Genomic DNA, 23,222 nt, shown 5'->3' with positions numbered 1-23,222 from the left:
TTTTGTAAATAATACCCCGTGATTAACGCGAAAAATGGCTGTTTCCTGTTGTAATTTTTCTACAAGAATTTTTCTGGCCGGCGTTCCTGGATCAATGAGAAGGGCGTAAAAATCTGCACACGAATTTATCGCGCCGCTGGTATACCATGGCTGAAAAGTCAGTGGAGACCATCAACAATGAGCGGCAAGCAGCACAGCGTGCATCCATCAAAGCTGGGGGACTCCGTATCGAGCGCCAGAAAACGTACCGCGTTTTTCATTTCCGATGGTACTGGCCTTACAGTAGAGGGCATCGGTCACAGCCTGCTGGCACAGTTCCGCGACCAACAGGTAGAACAGGTCACAGTCCCTTATGTGGATTCGGAGGCCAGGGTCAATCAGGTATTACAGCGTATTGAGAACGCGGCGCGCGAGTCGGGCCTGCAGCCCATCATTATCACCAGTATCGTATCCGACCAGATACGCAAACAGTTGCACCAGAGCTCCGCACTGATGCTGGATGTGTTTGAGAGCTACCTGGCGCCGCTGGCGACCCTGTTCGGCACCGATCCCGCCCGCACCGTCGGCATTTCCCACGGCATCGCCGACAATCGCCGCTACACCGCGCGAATAGACGCCGTGCACTTTGCCATGGATAACGACGACGGCCGTCGCACCCGCGAGTTTGAAAGTGCCGATATCATTCTCGTCGGTGTCTCCCGCTCGGGAAAAACGCCAACCTGTCTTTATCTCGCTCTGCAATTTGGCCTGCGCGCCGCGAATTATCCGATCACCGAGGAGGACATGGATTCCACCTCTCTGCCGAAAATCCTGCGCCCATTTCAGCGCAAGCTGTTCGGCCTCACCATAGACCCGCGTCGTCTGGTCAGTATCCGCCAGGAGCGCCGCGCCAACAGCCGTTACGCCTCCCCGGAACAATGTGAGTTTGAAGTCCGCCAGGTAGAGCAAATGTTGCGCCGGGCGCAGGTACCATATCTCGATGCCACCGAGCTGTCTGTAGAAGAGCTGGCCACCCGACTGATGTCCCAGGCAGGGATTGAGCGCAGAATCGGCTAGATTCTCTATATTCGTGCGATTACCGGACTGGCATCGTTTTAGAGTAAAGTAGCGCCGCCCACAAGGCCGGCTCGCCAGCGCCGTCAGAGCCCGTTTGAGTATCAGTCTGAGCGGATAACCCGCCCGAACCCTTGGTTGACGTTTTGCAAATTGTTTCCCTGCCCTACTCGCTCAATACCGAGGCCGCATTTGCGGCGCTCGCAGATTTGCCCTGCCCGGTGTGGTTGGACTCAGGCCACCCCACTTCCCGCAGTGGCCGTTTTGACATCCTCAGCGCCGACCCGGTGTGTGGACTGGAACTCTCCGCTACGGACTCCGCCCCCTTCCAAGCGCTTGACGATCTGCTGTGCGAACTTGCCCCCCAGGAAGTAGATCAGCAACTGCCCTTCTGCGGCGGCGCCATCGGCTATGCCGGATATGAGCTCGGGACCACCGGCAACTTTCTCACTGCCGATACCCGGTCGACGCCACTACCTGCGGGGTTCTTCGGCCTCTACACCTGGGCGCTGATCGTCGATCATCAACTGCAGGTCAGCCACCTGGTTTTCCATCCGGCCTGCACGGCGATCCAGATACGGGATCTGCGCGCGCGCTTCAACGCCATCAACTGGAACACAGCACCGCGCACGGAAGCATTCAGGTTAATTACGGGGTTCACGCACGAGTTCACCCCGGAAGAATACCGCGCGCGGATCGCGCGTATTCTGGATTACATCAGCGCCGGTGATATCTACCAGGCCAATTTCACCCAGCGCTTCAATGCCGCCTTCGAAGGCAGCGCGCTTACGGCCTACCTGACCCTGCGCAAGCTGGCTGCCGGCCCGTTTTCCGCGTTCCTGTCACTGCCACAGGGGGAGATTCTCAGCCTGTCACCGGAGCGCTTCATCCTCGCCGACGGTCGCTACCTGCAGACGGAGCCAATCAAGGGCACCGCACCGCGCAGCGCCGATCCTTCTCGCGACCGCGAGCTTGCCAGCGCACTGGCGGCAAGCCGCAAAGACCGCGCGGAGAATCTGATGATTGTCGATCTGCTGCGCAATGATTTTGGCAAGGTTTGTACGCGAGGCAGTGTGCGGGTACCGACACTGTTCGAATTACAGAGCTTCGCCAATGTGCATCATTTGGTGAGCACAATTACCGGGCAACTACCGGAAGATACCGAATTTACCCAAGTGCTGGCCGCCGGCTTTCCCGGTGGTTCGATCACCGGCGCGCCCAAGCGACGCGCAATGGAAGTCATCCATGAGCTGGAACGGAGTCCCCGCGGTGTTTACTGCGGCAGCATCGGCTACATCAGCAGCAGTGGCCGTGCGGATACCAGTATCGCTATTCGCACCCTCACCGCCAGCAACGGCCAGATCAGTTGTGCGGCAGGCGGCGGTATTATTGCCGATTCCAATCCGGCAGCAGAGCACCGCGAGTGTCTCGACAAGGTGCGCCTGCTACTGGAAACACTGGAAAGCCACTACCTCTGATCGGTTATAAATCTATCGCCCTTCGGTATTTCCATGGGGATTTCGACTCTGCTAGATTCCGCGCCAATCCTAACCACATTCCAGCCCGATGGGCCGCACGATCGGCGTCGGGCCGTGAACCATAAGGCCGTTTCACATGCACATTACACTGGTCAAAAAAATTCTCGCCGATGGCTCCCTTTGCGCCAAGTGCAACGATGTGGAACAGCGGCTCAAGGAAAACGATCAGGAAAAATTTCTGGACGAGGTCCTGATTGCCGACGAGCGCGACCCACAGAGCCCGGGTATGCAGTTGGCTCAGCGCCTGAATGTGCAGCGCGCCCCGTTCTTTGTGGTCGAAGAGGAAGGCAAGGAACCGGAGGTGTACACCGTGTACTTCAAGTTCGTTAAAGAAGTGCTGAATCGCTGACAGCGGCAATATCTGCCTGCCCAAAACAAAAAGCCCGGTTTCAACAACCGGGCTTTTTGTTTGGGCGCGCGAAGCGTCAGCTCAATATACCGGCAATTCGAGATGGGAAAACAGCTCGTCCACCTCTGCGCGAGAAGATGCCTGTGCGGCCTCATCCACCAGTTCACGAGTGAGGTGCGGTGCGAACTGCTGAATGAATTCATACATGAAGCCACGCAGGAAAATACCCTTGCGAAACCCAATCTTGGTGATACTGGACTCGAACAACTCACTCGCATCCAGAGCCACCAGGTCGCTGTCCTCGTCTTCCACCGCCGCCATATCCGCGACGATTCCAATGCCGAGCCCCAGGCGCACATAGGTCTTGATGACATCCGCATCCGCCGCGGTAAAAACCACCTTGGGTGAAAGCCCTTTTTCCAGAAAGGCTTCGTCGAGTTTGGAGCGCCCGGTAAAACCAAATACGTAAGTGACAATGGGAAATTTAGCCACATCTTCAAGGGTCAGCTTGGAAAGCTGACACAGCTCATGGCCCTTGGGCACCAGGATGCAGCGGTTCCACCGATAGACCGGCATCATCACCAGGTCGCTGAACAGCTCCAGCGCTTCGGTAGCAATGGCAAAGTCGGCGGTGCCGTCTGCGGCCATCTCGGAGATCTGCATCGGTGTCCCCTGATGCATATGCAGGGACACCTCCGGATACCGCGCAATAAACGCTTTGATGACTGGTGGCAATGCGTAGCGGGCCTGGGTGTGGGTGGTGGCAATAGCGAGGCTGCCGCGTTTGTCATTGCTGAACTCCTGCGCCACCTGCTTGATGTTTTCCACCTTGCGCATGATCTCGCCGGCGGTCTTGAGAATGGCCTCTCCCGCCGGAGTCACCCGCGTCAGGTGTTTGCCGCTGCGGGCAAAAATCTCTACCCCTAACTCATCCTCCAGCAGGCGGATCTGCTTACTGATACCTGGCTGCGAGGTAAACAGACTCTGTGCCGTGGCAGAAACATTGAGATCGTGGTGTGCCACTTCCCAGATATAACGCAACTGCTGCAGCTTCATAGTCTCTCCCTGTCTACTACGGGCGCAAACCTGCCAACAATCGACAGTGCTCAATTTTACGCCAGTTATTGGTTATAAAAACTAAGTGAGTTTATGCGGGAAAAGAATAGCAGTGAATCTGCTGACGAGCCAATAGCCCGGTTTCCAGAGGCAGGAAAAACGAGAAAAAGGTTACCAAAAGTGACCAAATTGGCGGATCTACACGCGGAATCGCAAGGCATGGCGGAAAAATTTTCCGAAAAGCCTGGCCAAAACCACGGCACATGTGAGTCTCTAAGTCTCCAGGTTAGCAATGCCGTGGGGCACATGGCCGGTAGCAACATGGGCCGCAGCGGAGGCGCAGTGATTGGGCTGATCGTCGAAAAATACATCGGCGCCGAACGCCCGCAGGAACTCGCCCTTTGGCAGTCCACCCAGGAAAATGGATTCGTCAATACGGATATTCCATGCCCGCAGGGTGCGGATCACCCGCTCGTGCGCCGGCGCCGAACGTGCGGTGACCAGCGCCGTGCGGATCGGGCAGCTTTCCGCATGGAACTCCGCCTGCAAATGCTGTAATGCTTCAAGGAATCCTTTGAATGGCCCTCCCTGCAGGGGCTGTCGCGCGGATGCGCGCTCGGCGGAAGTAAAGGCGGCAAGACCTTCGCGCTTGAAGATCTGCTCCGCCTCGTCCGAGAAAATCACCGCGTCGCCATCAAACGCAAATCGCAGGGTATCGTCTCCCCGCTGGCGAGCGCCACCGGGGATCAGCGTAGCTGCAGCCACGCCCTGTTCCAACGCCCTGCGCACATCACCGCCGTCGGTGGACAGAAACAGGTGACAGCCAAAGGGCGCAATATAGCGGTAGGGACTACCGCCATTGCAGAAGGCGGCGCGGCTAATCTGCAGTCCATAATGCTCGATGGAGTTGAACACCCGCAGACCGGTATCGGCGCTGTTGCGCGACAGCAGAATGACTTCCACCCGCGGTTCATCCTCGAGCCGTTCGTTGATCTGCAGGAATTTCTCGACCAGCGAGAACGCCTCACCCTTTGGCAGCACGTCGTTTTCCCGCTCGATTTGGTATGAGGAGAACGCCTCCACGCCCTGCTCTTCGTAAATCTGGTGGCTTTCCCTCAGATCGAATAAGGCGCGGGAGGAAATCGCGATGGTGAGTTTGTTGCCTCTGGGGGTCTGCTGTGTGCTGCTCATCGTCGATCGGCGCTCAGGGCGCCTCCACATCGTCGAGCCCGGCGGGCTTCTCTTCGTCGCGGTGCGGCTCCAGCAGCACCATCAGCATATTCAGCAGGTCTTCGTGGGTGCGCTTGGCACGGGTGCCCTGCTGGTTGACGATCACCAGCATCATCGCGTGACAGGTTTCCAGTGTGGCGCGGGCGAGACGATTAGTCTCGTTGGGCGGACAGCGGAAACCGAGGCGTCGGAACATGCCCACCAGATGGTTGATGACCAGCTCATCATGCCGCTCGTCGAGTTCGTGCAGTTCGGGGATGCCCCACATGGCCTGCACCAAAGGCAGCAGCCCCCGCTGCTCGCGGTAGACCGACAACCAGCGATTCAACAAGTCGTCAAGAAAGGGCCGCAGCTCCAGTGTTTCCAACTCCTTCGCCGCCAGGTCGTCCAGGCGCTCGGTAAGACTCGCCAACCACTGCTCGCCCATGGCATAGAGAATGGCGTGCTTGTTGGGGAAGTAGTGATACACGGAACCAACTGAGACGCCCAGCTCCTTGGCGATCAAAATGGTGGTGAGGTCGTTCAGGCCGACCTGCTCCAGCAGGCGACCGGTGGTATCCAGTATCTGACGGGCGCGCTCGCGGGCGCGGGCCTGTACTGGCTCCCGTCGCGGCGACAACTGATTTCTGCGGCGATTCTGTTCTGCGGTCGACACTTCGTGATCCTTTCTACCGAAGTGGCATTTTTAACACAAATGACGGGCGTAATTAACAGAAAAGCCGGCAATGCGTGCCGGCTTTTCTGCTCATCCTGTGAGATGAAAAGGAGAAAGATGCGCCGCGATCAGAACCGGTAGTCCAGGCTGACTCCCGCGACGCGACCGCGAGACGGATCCGTCTGGGTGGCCGGCAGGTTGTAATCTGCAGCGGCGTAGCCCCAGTGGTAATACTCCTCAGCAGTCAGGTTTTCCACGTAGACACCAGCTGTCCAATTTTCACTGGGCGCGGTGAGCGATGCCCGCAGGTTCACAAGGCCGCGGCTCGCCAGCTTCACTTCCTCGTTGTTTTCCAGATCGGCATACTGCTCACTGGTGTAGGTGTACTCACCGGACAGGGCCAGGGTGCCGAAGCCGACATCCGTGGTGTAAGTCAGTACAGTTGCGGAGGAAAATTCGGGGGAGAACGCCATCTGATTGCCGTCACAGTCCTCGCACAACTCTTCCGGAGCACCGGTGAACTCGGTATCGAGCCAGGCCAGGCCCATGTAGAGGTCGAGGCTGTCGGAAATCAGCCAGCGGGCATCTATCTCAAGTCCCTGCCCTTCACTCTCACCCACGTTGCGGGTCACCGCAGCGGCCCCAATAAAGAAGGCCTGCTGCAGGTCGTCATAGGTGTACTGGAAGGCAGCGGCATTGACGTGAAGGCGATTATCGAGCAGGCGCGCCTTAACGCCCAGCTCGTAAGACAGCACCTGTTCTTCATCAAAGCTGTTGGGCTCGCCAGTAGCGCTGTCGACGGTCCACTCATACTCTTCCAGCCAGGTATCCTGGTCGTCGGTAAAGGCCGGATCGGTAATGTGGTAGGTCAGGTAATCGAATCCCCCGGACTTATAGCCGGTGGCCACACTGGCATAGCCGGTAACCGCGTCGGAAAAATCGTGATTCAGCGTGGCGCGACCGGAAACGTTGCTCCAGGTCTTGTCACCGGTGATCGGGCCATCGGTAAACATGGCCTGGTAGTTCCAGCCCGCAGTCCAGGTATCCGGCCACGGGGAATCCACCGTGTATTTTTTCTGGTCTTCGGTATAGCGCACACCGAGGCCAAGGCTGGTGGCCTCGGTCAAGTCAAAGGTGGTATTGGCGAACACCCCCCAGCCACTGAATTCGCCGCGGGTGTAGGCTTCTTCCACGGACATACCGTCCGGGACCATGACCCCGCCCGGGATTGCCATGCCGGCAGTGGGCGCGTATTCCCAGGCATCGCCGCCGGTCCAGAAGGCATCATCCATCTCCTCAGGAAATGCCAGCGCCAGCTCTTCACAGGTCATGGAGGCGTTTACGTCGAGCTCGTAGTCCACTTCCATGGTACCGGCACAAATGAAGTCTTCCGAGTCAACGCCAGCAAAGTACGCATCCAGGTCTTCCTGGTAGTAGCTCGCCCCCAGCACCCAGTTGAAGGGACCGGAATTGTTGGAGGTCAGGCGGAACTCCTGGCTGAAAAACTCGCCGGATTGATCGCGCACAAAGGTGTCGATGGACTGCGCCGTACCATCGAAGTCTTCCACATAGGTGTAGTTGTGGGTCTTGTATCCGGTGATGGAGCTAAACGTAACATCGCCCATCTGGTGCTCTATGGTGAGAATCGCATCGCCGATTTCGGCCTGATCCGTGCCCCGCTGGTCGTTATAGACCTCGTCGTAATCCCCTTCGGTGCCCAGTGCCCGGTAGATGGTGCCGTCACTGATACGGTCTTCGTACTGGGCCAACAGGGTGATAGTGGTGTCCTCGATGCCATCATAGACACCGGTAAAACGCATGGCATCAGCCTCGCTTGCACCCAGGTTGCGGCCACCGGCGAGGTTTTTTACATGCCCCTCTTCCTCCTGGTGGATGCCGGAAATACGCACGGCAAAGTCTTCGCTCACCGGCATATCCACCGCGCCTTCAAAGTTCCGGCGACCGTACTGACCCGCGTTTACCGAGACCTCACCACCGAACACCTCGCCGGGTTTACGGGAGGTCATGGCGATGGCGCCAGACGCGGTATTGCGCCCAAACAGGGTGCCCTGCGGTCCCTTTACAATCTCTACACGGTCCAGGTCGAACATGGTCGGGGTGGCGCCGGTGCGGCTCTGATACACACCGTTGAGGAATACGCCCAATGCCGGATCGCTGCCGGTACCAAAGCTGTTGTTGTTTACCCCGCGCACAGAGACAGTGTCGAAGAAGGAATCCGTGGTATCGCCAGAGATACCGGGAGTGATGGCAAACAGGTCTTTGAAATCGCTGAGGTTGGCATTCTTGATGGTCTCACCGGAAAAGGCGCTGACCGACATGGGCACATCTTTGAGCGACTCCGCGCGCATCTGCGCGGTAACGGTCACTTCCTCGATTTCCGGCGCGGCGCTAACGCCGCTGGAAATGGTAAATACGACGGCACCAATGGTGAAAGCCAAGAGGTGCTTTTTGGTGGCAAACGGCTGGTCTGATTGCGTCATCGTTACTCCCCGTGGGTTATTTTTGTTCGGGTTTCTGCCCATTCATTACCACTCAGGACGGCCCCGGTAATTGAGCTGACAGCCTGTTATCCCACAAACCGAACAAACATTCAATTTTCATTTCATCGGCCCAGCTTGTCCTTCAAGCTGTAATAAAGCATCCCCGCTACCAGCCCAGGCCAACGCAACAGTGTTCCACCGGGAAAACTAGGCGTTGGAATTCGCGCCAATATATCAAATCTTTCCTCGGTGCCGGCAAGCACTTCTGCGAGTACCTTTCCTGCGAACGTCGCGGTCGGAACACCGTGTCCGGAATACCCCTGGCTGTAGTAAACGTTCGGTTCCAGACGGCCGATGCTGGGCATTCTGTTCAGGGTGATGGCGAGTGTGCCGCCCCAGCCGAAATCGACGCGGGTATCCGCCAACTGCGGGTAAGTCTCCAGCATATATCGGCGCACGAAGGCGCGAATGTCTTGCGGGAACCGGGAGGTATAATTCTCTCCCCCGCCAAAAATCAGCCGGTTGTCGCCGGAGAGTTTCCAGTAGTTAATGACAAACAAGGTGTCCTGAAGCGCGTAGTCATTGGCTATCAATTCCCGCGCCAACTCTTGCGGAAGCGGTTCAGTGGCAAGCACAAAGTTATTGATGGGCATGATACGACCAGCCATTCTCGGCTCGAGTTTTCCGAGATAACCATTGCAAGCCAGAATCACATTGCGTGCACGTACGCTGCCGCGCGCGGTGTTCACCACACAGGGATTCCCTCCCCGATAGCTGGTCACGCGGCTGTGTTCAAAAAAACGCACTCCCGCCTTCTTTGCCGCTGCTGCCAGGCCCAGCGCATAATTGAGCGGATGCAGATGCAGGGAGCCGCTGTCCACCTGCCCACTGTAAAAACGTTCGGAGCCCACCAGGGAGCGCACTTCACTGTGGTCGGCATAGCGGACCTTGTCGTAGCCATAGCGCTCATTCAGTAGTTCCACCTCCTCCTTCAGCCAGGCATCGTGACTGGGCTTGGCCGCCAGATGCATGATGCCGCGCTTGAGGTCGCATTGAATCTGGTGCCGCTGAATCAGGTCCTCGACCAATTGCACGGCCTCCAGCCCCATTTCCCACAGGATTTTCGCCGTGTCCAGGCCGAGCATTTTTTCCAGCTCTTCCTGGCCTTTGCGCTGCCCTACCCCTACGTGCCCGCCGTTGCGACCGGAAGCCCCCCAGGCGATGCGCTCCGCTTCAAGCACTACTACCTTGAAGCCTCGCTCAGCCAGGTGCAGTGCGGAAGAGAGCCCGGTGTACCCCGCACCAATAATGCACACGTCTGCTTCCGTTACCTCTTCCAGGGCACCAAATTCAGGCGCTGCATTTGCGCTGGCGGCGTAATAAGAGTCTGTGTGGCCGAGCAGTTTGGTTACAGTTCCACTGGCTGGCATGAATAATTCTCCGAAAACTGACTGGTCCGATTCGGTGACAGCGGCACTTTACAAAAAGCCTCGCAACAAAACCGAATCATTATTCGAAATTTATTGAATGATAATTCGGTTTCTTGCCATAATCAAAGCCCCGCCCGAAAACTCACAGTTTTCCTGCGCCGTGATTCCCCCGCACCTGCCGGGGGGCACAGAGGCGGGTTATATACTAATGAACCCCATTCAGGGGAAAGACCTTTCATCTACAAGGTGCAACATGGACAAGATTACCCAGTGGCTCGCAGAACACTCAATTTCCGAGGTCGAGTGCCTGGTGCCGGACATGTCCGGAAATGCGCGGGGTAAATTTACCCCCACCGATAAATTTCTCACCCAGGACAGCCGCCTGCCGGAAAGTATCCTGGTACAAACCGTGACCGGCGATTACGTCGACGAACATAATGAACTGGTAGATCCGGCAGATACCGACATGCTGCTGGAACCTGATCCCGGTACCATCCGCTTGAACCCATGGGCCAACGAGCCCACTGCACAGATCATTCACGACTGCTACACCCGCGATGGCAAACGCCATCCTATCGCTACCCGTAATATTCTCAGATTCGTGCTCGACAAGTACGCCGAGCAGGGTTGGCAGCCAGTGGTTGCACCGGAAGTGGAGTTCTACCTGGTCAAACGCAATCTGGACCCGGATGAAAAGCTGTCCGCCCCGGTCGGCCGCTCCGGGCGCACGGAAAAAACCCGGCAGTCCTACAGTATTGACGCCGCCAATGAGTATGAGGCGATCATCGAAGACATGTACGATTTCTGTGAGGCGCAGGGCCTGGATGTGGACACCCTGATCCATGAATCCGGCACCGCGCAAATGGAGATCAACTTCCTGCACGGCGACCCCCTGAACCTTGCAGACCAGGTGTTTACCTTCAAGCGTACCGTGCGTGAAACCGCCCTGCGCCACGGCATCTACGCCACCTTCATGGCCAAGCCAATGGAGGACGAACCCGGCAGCGCCCTGCACCTTCACCAGAGTGTTCTGGATATCAAAACCGGCAAGAACATCTTTGTCGACGATGACGGCAACGAAACCGATCTGTTCATGCACTTTATCGGCGGCACACAGGAATTTACACCAGGCTTTATCACCTTCTTTGCCCCCAATGTGAACTCGTACCGCCGCTTTACTCCGGAAATGGCGGCACCTACCAGTCTGCACTGGGGTTATGAAAACCGCACCACCGGCCTGCGCGTGCCGGACAGCGCACCCCAGGCAAAACGACTGGAAAACCGCTTCCCCGGCGCCGACTGCAACCCGTATCTGGCGATTGCGGCATCCCTTGCCTGCGGCTATCTCGGCATGATGAAAAAGGTCAAACCGAGCGAACCTTATCAGGGGAGCTGCGCCTCCGAACCGATCACCCTGCCCCGCACCCAGGAACACGCGCTGAACCTGCTGGCAGAGTGCCCGGAAGCCAAAGAAATGTTCGGGGAGAAATTTGTTCGCGCCTGGGCCGCGATCAAGCGCGATGAATACGAGGAATTCAACCGTGTGATCAGCTCTTGGGAGCGTGAATACCTGCTACTCAACGTATAAATACCGGCTTAAAGTAAAAAACCCGGCAATGCCGGGTTTTTTACTGAATTCAGTCTTGCATCGTTACTTATGGCTGGGATCTTTCCAGTAATCCTTCACCGTCTCTTTCATTTCTCGCGCCAATACCGAAATCCCGAACAGGTTGGGAAGCGTCATCAGTACAATCGCCACCGCCGACAGATTCCAGATGATTGTGGTGTCTTCGATAGCTGCCCAGAAGAAAGCAACGACATACACCAGCCGGTAAGGCATGACCGCCTTTGGACCGAAAAGGTAAATCATTGAGCGGTCGCCATAGTAGGACCAGGCAATGGCGGTAGAGAAAGCAAACAGCAGAATTCCCAGAGTAACGATATAACTGCCGTACTCCCCAAAGAATCCCCGCTGAAACGCCCGATTGGTAAGCGCCACAGAGTGCAGCAGAGAGTTCCCCCAAACTTCCACGTTCGGATTTACCAGGCTGCCACTGGTAACATTCAGTACGCCGGAGAAATTGTCTTCACCCACCCGGAATTCGACATCTTCCGCCACGGAGCGAGAGTTGATAACGGTAAATTCGCTGCTGTTCAACGGCCGCCCATCCGCCACCACAATCGTGCCGGTATACGGACGGACATCGCTGCTATCCCCACTCAGGAAGCCGAACAGATGCTGGACATCCTCCTCTTCCTTATCGGTGAAGGTGCCGGCAACAACCATCATGTCCGCGCGCTCGAAGCGGTTCATGAACTTCTCGGTCCATACGCCGGAAGAAAGGATGACCAAACCGGTCAGCGTACAGATAATCAAAGTGTCGATGAACGGTTCCAGCAGGGAAACCATGCCTTCGGAGACAGGCTCGTCCGCCCGTGCCGCGGCGTGCGCAATTGGTGCGGAGCCCTGCCCGGCTTCATTAGAGAAAAGGCCGCGGTTTACGCCGCGGTTGAACGCGTAGGCAAAACTCGCACCGAGGAATCCACCCATCGCCGCGCTGCCATTGAATGCACCGGAGAATACCGCAGCGAAGGAAGGAATGATGTTCTGATAGTTGTAGAGAATAACCGCCAGTGCGCCAACGATATACAGCACCGCCATGACTGGAACAATCGTGGATGTGACTTTGGCGATACGGGTAATACCACCAATAATTACCAGGCCGAGCAGAATGGCCAACACGCCGCCGGTCAACATTTTGCTGAGGCCGAAGGTGTCATGCATGGCCTGAGCAATGTTGTTTACCTGGGGGAGACTGCCGGTACCAAAAGAGCTTATAACCGTAGCGATGGCAAAGATCACCGCAAGCCACTTCATATTCAAACGGCGCTCCATGTAAAACATCGGACCACCGGCGTAATAGCCATCTGCCGCTTTGATGCGGTATTTATGTGAAAGTGTTACCTCGACAAATTTGGTCGTCATCCCCAAAAATGCTGTCACCCACATCCAGAACAGAGCAGCCGGGCCACCGAGAAAAATGGCGAGGCCAACACCGCCAATATTGCCGGTACCGACAGTACCGGAAAGCGCAGTGGCGAGCGCCTGGAAGTGGGAGGTATCACCCGGGTCGCTGGGTTTGTCGTACTTGCCGCGCACAATCTTAATGGCGTGGCCAAAATAGCGGATCTGAGGGAAGCCAAGGTAGAGAGTGAAGAAAAAACCCACTCCGAGAAGAACCCAGGGAAACCAGGCCGCAGAGCCCAACAAGCCATCCAGGGTTAACAACAACTGATTGAATGATTCCAAACCAACCCCCACTACCTAATTATTCTTGATTGATTTATCAACAAAACGGCAAAAATACAGGCAAATCCACGCCTAATGAAACGCCGGCCGCCAACAATTGCCGGGCAGATTATCAGCTTCACTCGCGCGAGAACAGTAAACCGCCAACCAACAGCAGCATAGTCCTTATTTCTGCCAAAATTTCAACAAATCACTAAATTTCTCGCTAAAACCGACAATTATGTCGCAAAACTTGTTATGCGTTGACGATAACCCAAAACATCTGGTCAGTATTTATCAACACTCACTGTTGTCCCCAAGCGGCGCTGAATCCAGTGCGTTGGGGGAAGACGCCAAAGTGCCCTCCGGTATGGACGAATACAACGTGCCGGCAATCCGCATACAGCCCCTGTTCAATATCTTTCAGCAAGCCGTAAAACGCTTTACCGGTGTACACCGGGTCCAGCAAAATTCCTTCCAGTTGCGCAACAAGTGAGATGGTCTGAAAAATCTCCTCCCCGGCGACACCATAGCCCGGGCCAATGTACTTATCGCTCACATGAATTTGCTCGGCATCAAAAGGAAATACCTGAGAGTAAGCTTCGGCCCATAGTCTGATGTCGTCCCGTATTTTGCTTACAAAATAGTCTTCGCTGTCGCACACCGCATAACCGGTAACACGGGTTTGTGCGCCCAGCATCTGGCAGCCGAGTGTCAGTCCCGCCTGGGTACCACCGCTGCCGCTGGCGCAAATCAGGCGATCAGGCTCGAAACCATTATCCCGGCAATCCGCCAGCAGCTCTTCCGCGCCCAGGATATAGCCCCAGATTCCAAGGCCGTCGCTGCCGCCGGTGGGAATACAAAGGGCGCGGTCTCCCCTCTTAAGGTAATAACTTGCCCATTCACCGAAGAGTTGCGGCAACTGATTTACGTATTCCTTTAACGGGTAAAGCGACACTTTGGCACCGGCGAGGTAATCCACCAACAGGTTGCCATCGGGAGTATCGCTCGTTGCACCACCGGCATTTTGCCGAAGGATCAGATGGGACTTGAGCCCGGTACGGGCTGCCGCCAGGGCCGTCGCCCGGCAGTGGTTGGATTGCTCGCCGCCGCAGGTAATCAGCGTATTGCATCCCTGCGCTTTTGCCTCTGCAATGATGAATTCCAGTTTCCGCAGCTTGTTGCCGGACATAGCGCTCTCGGTCAGATCATCCCTTTTGACCCAGATGTTTGGTCCACCGTAGGGCCTCGAGAATCGCTCCGTAATCTTGTGCAGAGGCTGCAATGGCGTGGGCAGGTTCGCCAGGCGTTCACGGGCCGGATAATGGATACTCAAGTTCTACTTCCTCTGCCAGTCAGTCGAAATATATATTCTGAACACAAAAAAACCCGGCGGAAAACCGGGTTTGTAGCGTTCGCGCATGTCTCGCTTTGGCGGTAGCGGCTCGATAGCAGCACCGGGATTGCACGAGTCAGATATTTTTTATGGTGCCTTTGGGAAGCACTGCGTGCACGGCCACCTTCTGGAACTTCAGCTTCATGTTGTCCGCCACTTCCAGGATCAGATAGTCATCGTCGACCTTTTCAACGCGACCGAGCATGCCGCTGGTCATAACGACTTCATCACCCTTTTTAAGAGCGCCGACCAGTTCCTGGTGCTCTTTCTGGCGCTTGCGCTGCGGGCGAATAATAAACAGCCACATGAACACAAACAGACCAGCGAACATCAGCAGGGTTATCAGCGGGTTACCCTGTGGAGCCGGTGCGGCCTCTTGTGCCATAGCAGCGGGAATAAAGAAATCCATGTTCCAAACCTCGATAGAGTCAGTCGTAAAATCTGGGGCCAACTCTAACGGCTTTGTCAAAATGAGGCAATCCAGAGCGCCGGGGATAAGTCGGGCACTGGATTACGTGATGCGAGGGTTTGGCAATTTTTATTCGAAGGGCTGCTAAAAAACACAGCCAACGCGCCGCTGAAGGTCTCCGCCGGAATACAGAAAGCAGAATGTAAGAAACACATCCCCATCTGGATGCCGCCGGACAACACCAGCCGCACGCGTACTGGTTTTTCAGCAAGCCCTCAGAATCTTTGTCGAACCTGGCGGCGATACCCCGTGGGTGACATACCGGTCCAGCGCTTAAAGGCACTGGTAAAGCTGGTTCTGTCGGAAAAATCGAGGATACGGGAGATGCCATCCACACTCAGAGCAGTATCCTTCAGGAAATGCACTGCATGGCGGAAACGCACGTGATCACGTAGAGAGGCGAAACTCAGGTTGTGCTCCTGCAGGCGACGCTGCAGGGTCCGGGTAGACATACTGAGGTCAGATGCCACCGGGCGAATTGCCAGAGATGCCTTTCCAATCCGTTGTTCCAGCACGTCGATTACTCGGGCGGCGATACCGAAGCTGGTGGCTTCCGGCGGCGCCAGCAACTGGTCAAGAATGTTCGGATCTCCGGACAGTCTTGCCTGCTGCAAAGGTTTGTCTTCTGAGAGCGAAGCTTGGTCTGGCTGAATATGGTTCATTGAGCTGCTCCTTGATGGGTTCCTTGAGCCGCGGTTATTGTTCTACGCCCGCTTCCTGCGAGTCCCTATTTACCACTGCCAGCGATTGTACCCGCGGCCGATCTGTCTTTCGACGGTTCTGCCTTGAGCAACAGCTGACTACTACCTGGGTGCGGGGGCGCACCTGAAAACAAGCATCAAAGCCTACCCAGAGTGAATGTTTTTTGTACTACTTCCTCGCACCACACCCAATCGCTCTGGGCCAGACGGTTGAGCGGCGCTCCTTTACACAAGCCAGTATAGACCATATGGGGAGAATGCAAGGGACGACAGTGAATTTTTTTTAATTGCCGCACAAAACGGTACACGCGCCATCACCAAGACCAAAAAAGTGTGAACTTCCCGACCTTTTCAGCCACTTCACCGGCTCAAACCGGGCTTTCCCGGCCTTCGCTGAGCGCCCTTCGCAAACCCGTCTCTCACATCAGGTTTTCGTCGATCCAGTGCAGCACATCGTCGTGGTGCGTCTTGGTCTTCACCTTGTCGATAACGTGGCGCAGGCGACCACTCTTATCAATGATGAAGGTTGTGCGCAACAACCCCATGTACTCGCGCCCCATAAATTTTTTAAGCCCCCAGCAACCGTATTTGTCAGCAACCTTGTGGTCATCATCCGCTAACAGATCGAAGTTGAGGTCATACTTCTCGATAAATTTCTGAAGCTTGGTTTCCGGATCGGGGCTGACACCGAAAACAATGGTATCCCGGTTGGCGAACTCGGCAGCGCTGTCGCGAATACCACAGGCTTGGGTTGTACAACCGGGTGTCAGTGCTTTCGGATAGAAATACAGCACCACGTTCTTTTCATCCCGAAAATCTTTCAGGGATACTTTTTCGCCGTTTTGATTGTTCAATGAAAAGGCTGGTGCCAGATTGCCGATCTTGGGAAATGCCATGTCCCCTCCCCCGCGGTGTATGTGTCGAAAAGTGAATGGCGCGAGTCTCGCGCTGTGGAACGCGCGCATTATATCCAATCGACAGACCCACTGCCGGGCAAGGTCCCGTTCAGAATTCCTGCAGACGGAAGCTCTGCTCGCGGCGCGCACGCAAACCACAGCTGCCAAGCTTGTCCACCAGCGCGGCTTTTTCCGCGTCCGTTAAAAACTCACCCACTTCAAGACAACCTTCCGGACCGGTAAACGTCACCACCGCAGGCTCTGCCGGTGTGGTCCCCATACGCACTAGTACGGCCAGACTGTTGCGGTCAAACTCGGTGTGGTAGACGGGGCGCTTGAGACTGCCGCGACTGGTGTCGAGGATTACGCGGTCATCGCTGATTCGGATCACCTCGCGCCGGGTGCCCTCCATATATACGTAGCCGAACAACACGGCCAGCAGGAGTATTTCGAGACCTGCAAAGGGGATTACCATCCAGGCGCCTGCCAGCGCAAAGGCGATACTGATCCCCAGTGACACCGCTACCAGAGAGATGAACACCCAGAGGTTGCCTTCCAGCGACAGGGATTGATTGGGCGCGAGGAGAATACAGGTCCGGCGCCCGCGCACGCCGCCGACTTCTTTGACCATGGGTACGGCTTCCATCACTGTGACCTTTTCAGTGTAGGACAGCCCTTTTTCGAACCAAGAGTCACGATTGTCCATTGGGAACAGGCAGATTACCGCGCCCGCCGCCTCCGCTGAACTACACTCTCCCAGGGTTTGAAACCAGCAAGTCAGAGGTTTGGCGACAGCAGCGCCGCTCCGCTGTGGGGCTGGATTTTCGCGCGATCAGGGGGCAAGATGCCGGCGTCTTTCGCCTGCGCGGCCACAAGCCGCGTCTATAAAAAGCCGCGTGAAAGCCGCGTGATGCCCCCGGGGGGCATGCCCATCAGCAAACGCGAACAACAAGAGCACCATCATGCAAGTTGAATCCATTGATAAGCTTCTAAAATCCAGCCAGCGCGAAGGCGAGTCCGTGCGTATTCAGGGCTGGATTCGCACCCGCCGCGATTCCAAGGCCGGCCTGTCCTTTCTCGCCGTTCACGACGGCAGCTGCTTCGACCCGATTCAAGTGGTCGTGGAGTCCAACCTCAACAATTACCAGTCCGAGGTTCTGCGCCTGACCACCGGTTGCGCCGTGGATATCGAAGGCACGATCAAGCCTTCCGAAGGCCAGGGCCAGGCCATCGAGCTGCTGGCGACCCACGTCACCGTGGTCGGTTGGGTCGAGAACCCGGACACCTATCCCATGTCCCCCAAACGCCACACCATGGAGCACCTGCGCGAGCACGCCCACCTGCGTCCGCGCACCAACGTGAGCGGCGCCGTGGCGCGGGTGCGCAACTGCATCGCCCAGGCCATCCATCGCTTTTTCCACGAGCGTGGCTTCAACTACGTGCACACGCCCATCATTACCGCCTCCGACTGCGAAGGCGCCGGTGAGATGTTCCGTGTGAGTACGCTGGATCAGAACAACCTGCCGCTGACGGACAAAGGCGCTGTGGACTATGCGCAGGATTTCTTTGGTGAGGAAACCTTCCTCACCGTATCCGGCCAGCTGAACGTGGAGAGCTACTGCCTGGCACTGTCCAAGGTGTACACCTTCGGCCCCACCTTCCGTGCAGAAAATTCCAACACCACCCGCCACCTGGCAGAGTTCTGGATGGTGGAGCCGGAAATTGCGTTCGCCGACCTGGCGGACTGCGCCAATCTCGCCGAAGAGATGCTGAAATACGTATTCAAGGCGGTGCTGGAAGAGCGCCCGGATGATATGGCGTTCTTCGCCGAGCGTATCGACAAAGAGGCTATCAGCCGTCTGGAAAACATCATCGGCAACGATTTCGCCCGGATCAATTACTGCGAGGCCATCGAGATTCTCGAGAGGTGTGGCGAGAAGTTCGAGTTCCCGGTTTCCTGGGGCATCGACCTCGCGTCCGAGCACGAACGCTACCTGGCCGAGAAGCACTTCAAGAAGCCGGTGATCGTGCTGAACTATCCGAAGGACATCAAAGCCTTCTATATGCGTATGAACGACGACGGCAAAACCGTAGCGGCGATGGATATTCTGGCCCCGGGCATCGGCGAGATCATCGGCGGCTCCCAGCGCGAAGAGCGCCTGGACAAGCTGGACGCACGCATGGACGAGATGGACATTCCCAAGGAGCACCTGGACTGGTACCGCGACCTGCGCCGCTACGGCACCGTGCCTCACGGCGGTTTCGGACTCGGCTTCGACCGTATCGTTTCCTACGTGACCGGAATGGGCAACATCCGCGATGTGATCCCCTTCCCGCGCACCCCGCGCAATGTGAAATTCTGATTTTCACCTTCGCGCAGCGATAAAAAAACCCGCACATTGTGCGGGTTTTTCGTTTTCACAAATCGGGATTCGTGAAATCAGGGCAGCAGGTGCGCAACCGCGTCGCGCTCTTCCGCCAGCTCTTTCTCGGTCGCAGTCATTTTCTCGCGAGAGAAATCATTGATGTCCACGCCTTGAACGATTTCCCAGTCACCGTTTTTGCAGGTTACCGGGAAGGAGTAGATCAAGCCTTCCTGGATACCGTAGGAGCCGTCGCTGTACACAGCCATGCTGGTCCAGTCGCCTTCTTCGGTGCCCAGCGCCCAATCGCGCATGTGGTCGATGGCCGCATTGGCCGCGGAAGCCGCGGAGGAAGCACCGCGCGCCTTGATGATGGCGGCACCGCGCTGCTGCACGGTCGGGATGAAGTCGGTTTCGTACCACTCTTGTTCCACTTTGCCCATGGCGTCTTCGCCATTCACCTTGGCCTGGTGCAGGTCAGGGTACTGGGTCGCAGAGTGGTTGCCCCAGATGGTCATGTGAGTGATGTCGTTCACCGTGGAATCGGTCTTGTTCGCCAGCTGGGTCAGGGCACGGTTGTGGTCCAGACGGGTCATGGCGGTGAAGTTGCGCGGATCCAGATCCGGCGCATTGCGCTGGGCGATCAGCGCGTTGGTGTTGGCGGGGTTGCCCACAACCAGCACTTTTACGTTGCGTGCAGCAACTTCGTTCAGAGCTTTGCCCTGAGCGGAGAAGATAGCCGCGTTGGCTTCCAGCAGGTCTTTGCGCTCCATACCCGGACCGCGCGGACGTGCGCCTACCAGCAGTGCGTATTCAACGTCTTTGAAGGCAACGGTAGCGTCATCGGACTGTACGATACCAGCCAGCAGCGGGAACGCGCAGTCTTCCAGCTCCATAGCCACGCCTTTCAGGGCTTCCAGTGCAGGAGTGATTTCCAGCAGCTGAAGAATGACCGGTTGATCCTTACCGAGCATCTCACCGGAAGCGATGCGAAACAGCAGCGAGTAGCTGATCTGACCGGCGGCGCCGGTAACTGCGACACGAACAGGTGCTTTCACGATTAATCTCCGTTGTTTTCAGGCGCCCGCATTATAGGGCCTTGCAAATAAATTTCATTAACCTTCGCGCGTTAACGGACCAAATCTGTCAGGCCAAATTCTTTACCGGGCCCGGATAGCGGTCTTTTAAGGTTTGATACAGCTGATTGCTGAAATTTTCTGCTGAAGCGTCCAAAGATTGAACAACTTCGGCAAGATGCTCGTTGTCTTCCCGACCACTCCACAGTTTCTGGTAGCTGCCGTCTTTGTAGCCGTGGTCCTGGCGGAATCTGTTCAGGACGTTTTTACCCGCATAGCGGCGATAAAGTTCATCGAACGGCAATTCCACGTCCGCCATCATCTGCGCGAACCCCACCAGGTCAAACTGCCTGCTCGCCAGAGTTTTCAGGGTAAAGGCTTCCAGGTTTTCGCGGAAATCACCCGCAATAGCGCGCTCGGCAGAAAGCTGCTGCTGCATCTTTTCTGCAACCTGTTGCGGTGTGCCCTGCTGCAACTCCAGACTCAAACCGAAATGCCAGATATCCACGAGCTCGAGTTTGACCTGCTCCATTTCCGGTTGTTGTTTTTTCCACCACTTCCACCCGTAGTGATCCAGCAGCTCTGCGCTTTCCACCCAGATAGCCCGGTACCAGGGGAAGTTCTGGGCGCGCCAGTTTTCATTCACCAGCGTGTTGATCTCGTCCTGCAGCGCCAGCATGGTCTGCAATTGGGTATGCAACATAAACAGTTCTCGCTAAATCAGTCGTCCGCGCTCAAGCGGCGCGGGGAAAAAGTCGGTGGAAATTTTCCGTGGTGGCTTCGGCCAGCGCTTCATAAGGAATACCGCGCTGCTCGGCAATGAACTCCGCAACCTCGCGCACGTAGGCGGGAATGTTCGGTTTGCCACGATACGGTACCGGCGCCAGATAGGGGGAGTCGGTTTCCACCAACAGCCGATCCAGCGGCACCTGTTTGGCGACGTCGCGCAGCTCTTCCGCATTCTTGAAGGTCACAATACCGGACAGGGATATGTAGTAGTTCAGATCCAACGCCGCCTTTGCCATCTCCCAACTTTCGGTGAAGCAGTGCAGCACGCCGGCGTGTTCACGGCTGCCATGGGCGCGAATCAGGTCGATGGTATCTTCGCGGGCATCGCGGGTGTGAACAATGACCGGCAACCCCACCTCACCCGCCGCCTGCAGGTGGGCAATAAAACTTTTTTGCTGAATTTCCCGGGTTTCAGTGCTGTAGTAGTAGTCAAGGCCGGTTTCACCCAGCGCCACAACCCTGGGGCGCCCCGCCAGCGCTTTCAGCTTTTCAACATCCGCGAGCCCGGAATCCACGTCCAAGGGGTGCACACCCACGGAGCAGACGACGTCTTCATAGCGGCTGGCAATGCGCACCACATCATCCACATTGTCGAGGCTGATACCGACACACAGGAATTTGCCCACACCGCGGCTGCGCGCGAGCGCCAACACCTCATCGAGATCGCCATCGAATTTGTCCAGTTTGAGCCTGTCGAGGTGACAGTGCGAATCTACCAGCATGGAACCAGTCCCGTGGGTTGCGGACCGCCCCACACAACGGGCGGTCGGAGAAAGAAAGCCGGGAATTATACAGATTGACGCCCCGGCGCGCTCGCAATCGCGCCTGGGTGTTGCCACTAAGGTAGCTGCGTCAGAGGGTGTGGGTGGGTCGGCTGGACTCGAGGGAACCCGCCAGCAGAGTCTCTATCTTGCTCTGCGCGGTGTGCTCCTTGTCACTGAACTGGATGCCAATTCCCGGCGTGCGGTTGCCCTGGGCGCCGGATGGAGTAATCCATACCACTTTCCCGGCAACCGGCAGTTTTTCCGGTTCATCCATCAGGCTGAGAAGCAGGAAAACTTCATCGCCGAGGTTGTAGCTCTTGTCGGTATTGATGAACAGGCCACCATTTTTAACGAATGGCATATAGGCCGCATACAGCACGGATTTATCCTGGATTTTCAGCGACAGGATGCCGTTACGGGCACCGCCCCCCATACCTTTCATATTCAACCCCGCTTCACTGGTCGCAAATCCGCTGCGCCCTAAAATGATCCTGCAAACGTCTTTTTATACCCGCGGCTTCCGCTGCGGGTTGTCGCCGTAACTTACCCCGCACAGACGCTGTCTGTCTACTGGACAGAAGAATCCGACTCCATCCCAGGAATCCGCCTCCTGATCAGCGGAACAGAGCCGCCCACCGGATCATCAGCTCTTCCAGCAGTAGTCGCTTGTTGGGATTACTGTTCCCGGAAAGCAGGGCCCTGGCCTTAAGCAACTGGTCGTAGAAGCCAAACAGACGCTGCATGCCCCCAGGCCCGGCGCCGGGCAAACGCTGTAACAACGCCATGATTTCGCGCTCCGCCGCGCTGTCGGTGCTACGCGCACGCAGCATCTGCGCCACCCAGCTTTGCCAGCATTGCAGCAGCGAATTGAGATCTGTGCCCTCCCCCGGTGTTTCCCAGCGCCCCGCCACAGTTACAGGGCTTTCATCCCCCCGAGTGAGCGCGGTTAGGTCCTCGAGAAACTGCTCCCGCAGCTCGCGGGACTCGGGCTCCATCAGACTGACAGCCAGCAGTGGCGCGCCTCCCGCCAGAGTCAACGCACCGGTGGCCGCCTCCCCCTCTACGCCGCTGTCGCTCAACCAACGCAGCGACGACTGCTGCGGTGGTACCGGGAAGGCAATGGTCTGGCAACGGCTGCGGATGGTGGGCAACAGACCGGAGGGGTTGTCGGTAATCAGCAGGAAGACCACCGAACCGGAGGGTTCTTCAAGATTCTTGAGCAGAGCGTTGGCAGCGTTGACATTCATGGCCTCCGCCGGCGCAAGCCACACAACCCGGACGCCCTCGCGACCACTTGTGCGGCCGACAAACTCACCCAACTGCCGTATTTGCTCGACCTTCAGCGGCCCCAGGGCCTTTTCAGGTACCACGCGGATGAAGTCCGGATGAGAGCCGGCGATGCGCAGCTGGCAGCCGCGGCATTCACCACAAGCGAGCCCGTGCCGCGGTTGATCGCACAGCAGTAGCGCAGCAAAGGCGTCCGCAAAACGCCGTTTACCGAGGCCAGGTTGGCCGCTCACCAGCAGCGCATGGGGGCACCGGCCGGCGGTCCACTGGGCGCCGAGCCTCTGCCACTGCGCCGCCTGCCAAGGCAGAGGCGACGGGATTGCCGGCTGCCGTTCTACGATGGTTTCTTCGCGCGCGGGATCAGATTTCACAGGCATGAT

General features: G+C 57.0%; 21 protein-coding genes. 5 read left to right on the top strand and 16 right to left on the bottom strand.

Translation table 11 applies throughout. The features are described from left to right. Nucleotides 1-177 precede the first annotated feature (177 nt). From ppsR to FDY93_RS13395, 3 genes are all read left to right on the top strand, one after another. A complete protein-coding gene (ppsR, locus tag FDY93_RS13405; RefSeq protein WP_240914240.1) occupies nucleotides 178-1,056 on the top strand; it encodes a posphoenolpyruvate synthetase regulatory kinase/phosphorylase PpsR in 879 nt (292 codons plus the stop codon). 143 nt (nucleotides 1,057-1,199) lie between these two features. Then, complete coding sequence (gene pabB / locus FDY93_RS13400) at nucleotides 1,200-2,531, top strand: aminodeoxychorismate synthase component I (RefSeq protein WP_240914239.1); 1,332 nt, start codon at nucleotides 1,200-1,202, stop codon at nucleotides 2,529-2,531. A 136-nt stretch (nucleotides 2,532-2,667) separates the two neighbouring features. Further along, nucleotides 2,668-2,940: a hypothetical protein gene (locus tag FDY93_RS13395; protein WP_138236266.1), complete on the top strand. Its 273-nt coding sequence runs from the start codon at nucleotides 2,668-2,670 to the stop codon at nucleotides 2,938-2,940. A gap of 81 nt (nucleotides 2,941-3,021) precedes the next feature. Here the strand turns inward: FDY93_RS13395 and cysB are convergent, their stop codons facing one another. The 5 genes from cysB to FDY93_RS13370 form a co-directional block, all read right to left on the bottom strand. Further along, nucleotides 3,022-3,996, bottom strand: a complete 975-nt coding sequence (gene cysB, locus FDY93_RS13390) for an HTH-type transcriptional regulator CysB (RefSeq protein WP_138236265.1) — start codon at nucleotides 3,994-3,996, stop codon at nucleotides 3,022-3,024. Between the two features lie 273 nt (nucleotides 3,997-4,269). Then, nucleotides 4,270-5,187, bottom strand: a complete 918-nt coding sequence (locus FDY93_RS13385; protein ID WP_138236264.1) for a 5'-nucleotidase — start codon at nucleotides 5,185-5,187, stop codon at nucleotides 4,270-4,272. A 13-nt stretch (nucleotides 5,188-5,200) separates the two neighbouring features. After that, nucleotides 5,201-5,881: a TetR/AcrR family transcriptional regulator gene (locus tag FDY93_RS13380; protein WP_138236263.1), complete on the bottom strand. Its 681-nt coding sequence runs from the start codon at nucleotides 5,879-5,881 to the stop codon at nucleotides 5,201-5,203. Nucleotides 5,882-6,009: 128 nt separating this feature from the next. Further along, complete coding sequence (locus FDY93_RS13375) at nucleotides 6,010-8,382, bottom strand: TonB-dependent receptor (RefSeq protein ID WP_171018984.1); 2,373 nt, start codon at nucleotides 8,380-8,382, stop codon at nucleotides 6,010-6,012. Nucleotides 8,383-8,504: 122 nt separating this feature from the next. After that, on the bottom strand, nucleotides 8,505-9,812 hold the full coding sequence (locus FDY93_RS13370) for an NAD(P)/FAD-dependent oxidoreductase (protein WP_138236261.1): 1,308 nt from the start codon (nucleotides 9,810-9,812) through the stop codon (nucleotides 8,505-8,507). 253 nt (nucleotides 9,813-10,065) lie between these two features. On the opposite strand from FDY93_RS13370, the gene FDY93_RS13365 reads away from it, so the two are divergent. Next, the gene (locus FDY93_RS13365) at nucleotides 10,066-11,400 is read left to right on the top strand and encodes a glutamine synthetase family protein (RefSeq protein ID WP_138236260.1); all 1,335 of its coding nucleotides are present in this window, start codon (nucleotides 10,066-10,068) and stop codon (nucleotides 11,398-11,400) included. 63 nt (nucleotides 11,401-11,463) lie between these two features. Here the strand turns inward: FDY93_RS13365 and FDY93_RS13360 are convergent, their stop codons facing one another. The 6 genes from FDY93_RS13360 to FDY93_RS13335 all read right to left on the bottom strand — a co-directional run bounded on the left by FDY93_RS13360 (nucleotide 11,464) and on the right by FDY93_RS13335 (nucleotide 17,209). Further along, entirely contained in the window at nucleotides 11,464-13,122 is a 1,659-nt protein-coding gene (locus FDY93_RS13360; protein WP_138236259.1) for an alanine/glycine:cation symporter family protein, read from the bottom strand. A 283-nt stretch (nucleotides 13,123-13,405) separates the two neighbouring features. Continuing rightward, nucleotides 13,406-14,437 (bottom strand): D-cysteine desulfhydrase family protein, encoded by a 1,032-nt coding sequence (locus FDY93_RS13355; RefSeq protein WP_138236258.1) that lies wholly within the window; start codon nucleotides 14,435-14,437, stop codon nucleotides 13,406-13,408. 136 nt (nucleotides 14,438-14,573) lie between these two features. Further along, on the bottom strand, nucleotides 14,574-14,906 hold the full coding sequence (yajC, locus tag FDY93_RS13350; protein ID WP_138236257.1) for a preprotein translocase subunit YajC: 333 nt from the start codon (nucleotides 14,904-14,906) through the stop codon (nucleotides 14,574-14,576). A gap of 275 nt (nucleotides 14,907-15,181) precedes the next feature. After that, nucleotides 15,182-15,628 carry a helix-turn-helix domain-containing protein gene (locus FDY93_RS13345; RefSeq protein WP_043316188.1) on the bottom strand — a complete coding sequence of 149 codons (447 nt, stop codon included), beginning with the start codon at nucleotides 15,626-15,628 and terminating at the stop codon, nucleotides 15,182-15,184. A gap of 458 nt (nucleotides 15,629-16,086) precedes the next feature. Next, complete coding sequence (gene bcp / locus FDY93_RS13340) at nucleotides 16,087-16,563, bottom strand: thioredoxin-dependent thiol peroxidase (RefSeq protein ID WP_138236256.1); 477 nt, start codon at nucleotides 16,561-16,563, stop codon at nucleotides 16,087-16,089. A 109-nt stretch (nucleotides 16,564-16,672) separates the two neighbouring features. Beyond that, complete coding sequence (locus FDY93_RS13335; RefSeq protein WP_138236255.1) at nucleotides 16,673-17,209, bottom strand: DUF2244 domain-containing protein; 537 nt, start codon at nucleotides 17,207-17,209, stop codon at nucleotides 16,673-16,675. 316 nt (nucleotides 17,210-17,525) lie between these two features. On the opposite strand from FDY93_RS13335, the gene asnS reads away from it, so the two are divergent. Further along, nucleotides 17,526-18,926, top strand: a complete 1,401-nt coding sequence (gene asnS, locus FDY93_RS13330; protein WP_138236254.1) for an asparagine--tRNA ligase — start codon at nucleotides 17,526-17,528, stop codon at nucleotides 18,924-18,926. Nucleotides 18,927-19,003: 77 nt separating this feature from the next. On the opposite strand, the gene FDY93_RS13325 is transcribed toward asnS, so the two are convergent. From FDY93_RS13325 to FDY93_RS13305, 5 genes are all read right to left on the bottom strand, one after another. After that, the gene (locus FDY93_RS13325) at nucleotides 19,004-19,984 is read right to left on the bottom strand and encodes a malate dehydrogenase (protein ID WP_138236253.1); all 981 of its coding nucleotides are present in this window, start codon (nucleotides 19,982-19,984) and stop codon (nucleotides 19,004-19,006) included. 88 nt (nucleotides 19,985-20,072) lie between these two features. Continuing rightward, nucleotides 20,073-20,705: a dUTP diphosphatase gene (locus tag FDY93_RS13320; protein WP_138236252.1), complete on the bottom strand. Its 633-nt coding sequence runs from the start codon at nucleotides 20,703-20,705 to the stop codon at nucleotides 20,073-20,075. A gap of 31 nt (nucleotides 20,706-20,736) precedes the next feature. Continuing rightward, entirely contained in the window at nucleotides 20,737-21,513 is a 777-nt protein-coding gene (locus FDY93_RS13315) for a TatD family hydrolase (protein WP_138236251.1), read from the bottom strand. Nucleotides 21,514-21,643: 130 nt separating this feature from the next. After that, the gene (locus FDY93_RS13310; RefSeq protein ID WP_138236250.1) at nucleotides 21,644-21,997 is read right to left on the bottom strand and encodes a PilZ domain-containing protein; all 354 of its coding nucleotides are present in this window, start codon (nucleotides 21,995-21,997) and stop codon (nucleotides 21,644-21,646) included. 172 nt (nucleotides 21,998-22,169) lie between these two features. Further along, nucleotides 22,170-23,219: a DNA polymerase III subunit delta' gene (locus FDY93_RS13305; RefSeq protein ID WP_138236249.1), complete on the bottom strand. Its 1,050-nt coding sequence runs from the start codon at nucleotides 23,217-23,219 to the stop codon at nucleotides 22,170-22,172. Nucleotides 23,220-23,222 lie beyond the last annotated feature (3 nt).

It is taken from the genome of Microbulbifer harenosus (assembly GCF_005771435.1).
Classification (GTDB): Bacteria; Pseudomonadota; Gammaproteobacteria; order Pseudomonadales; family Cellvibrionaceae; genus Microbulbifer; species Microbulbifer harenosus.
The sequence above is the reverse complement of the archived record's forward strand: the minus strand, read 5'-3'. Positions and strand labels throughout refer to the sequence as shown.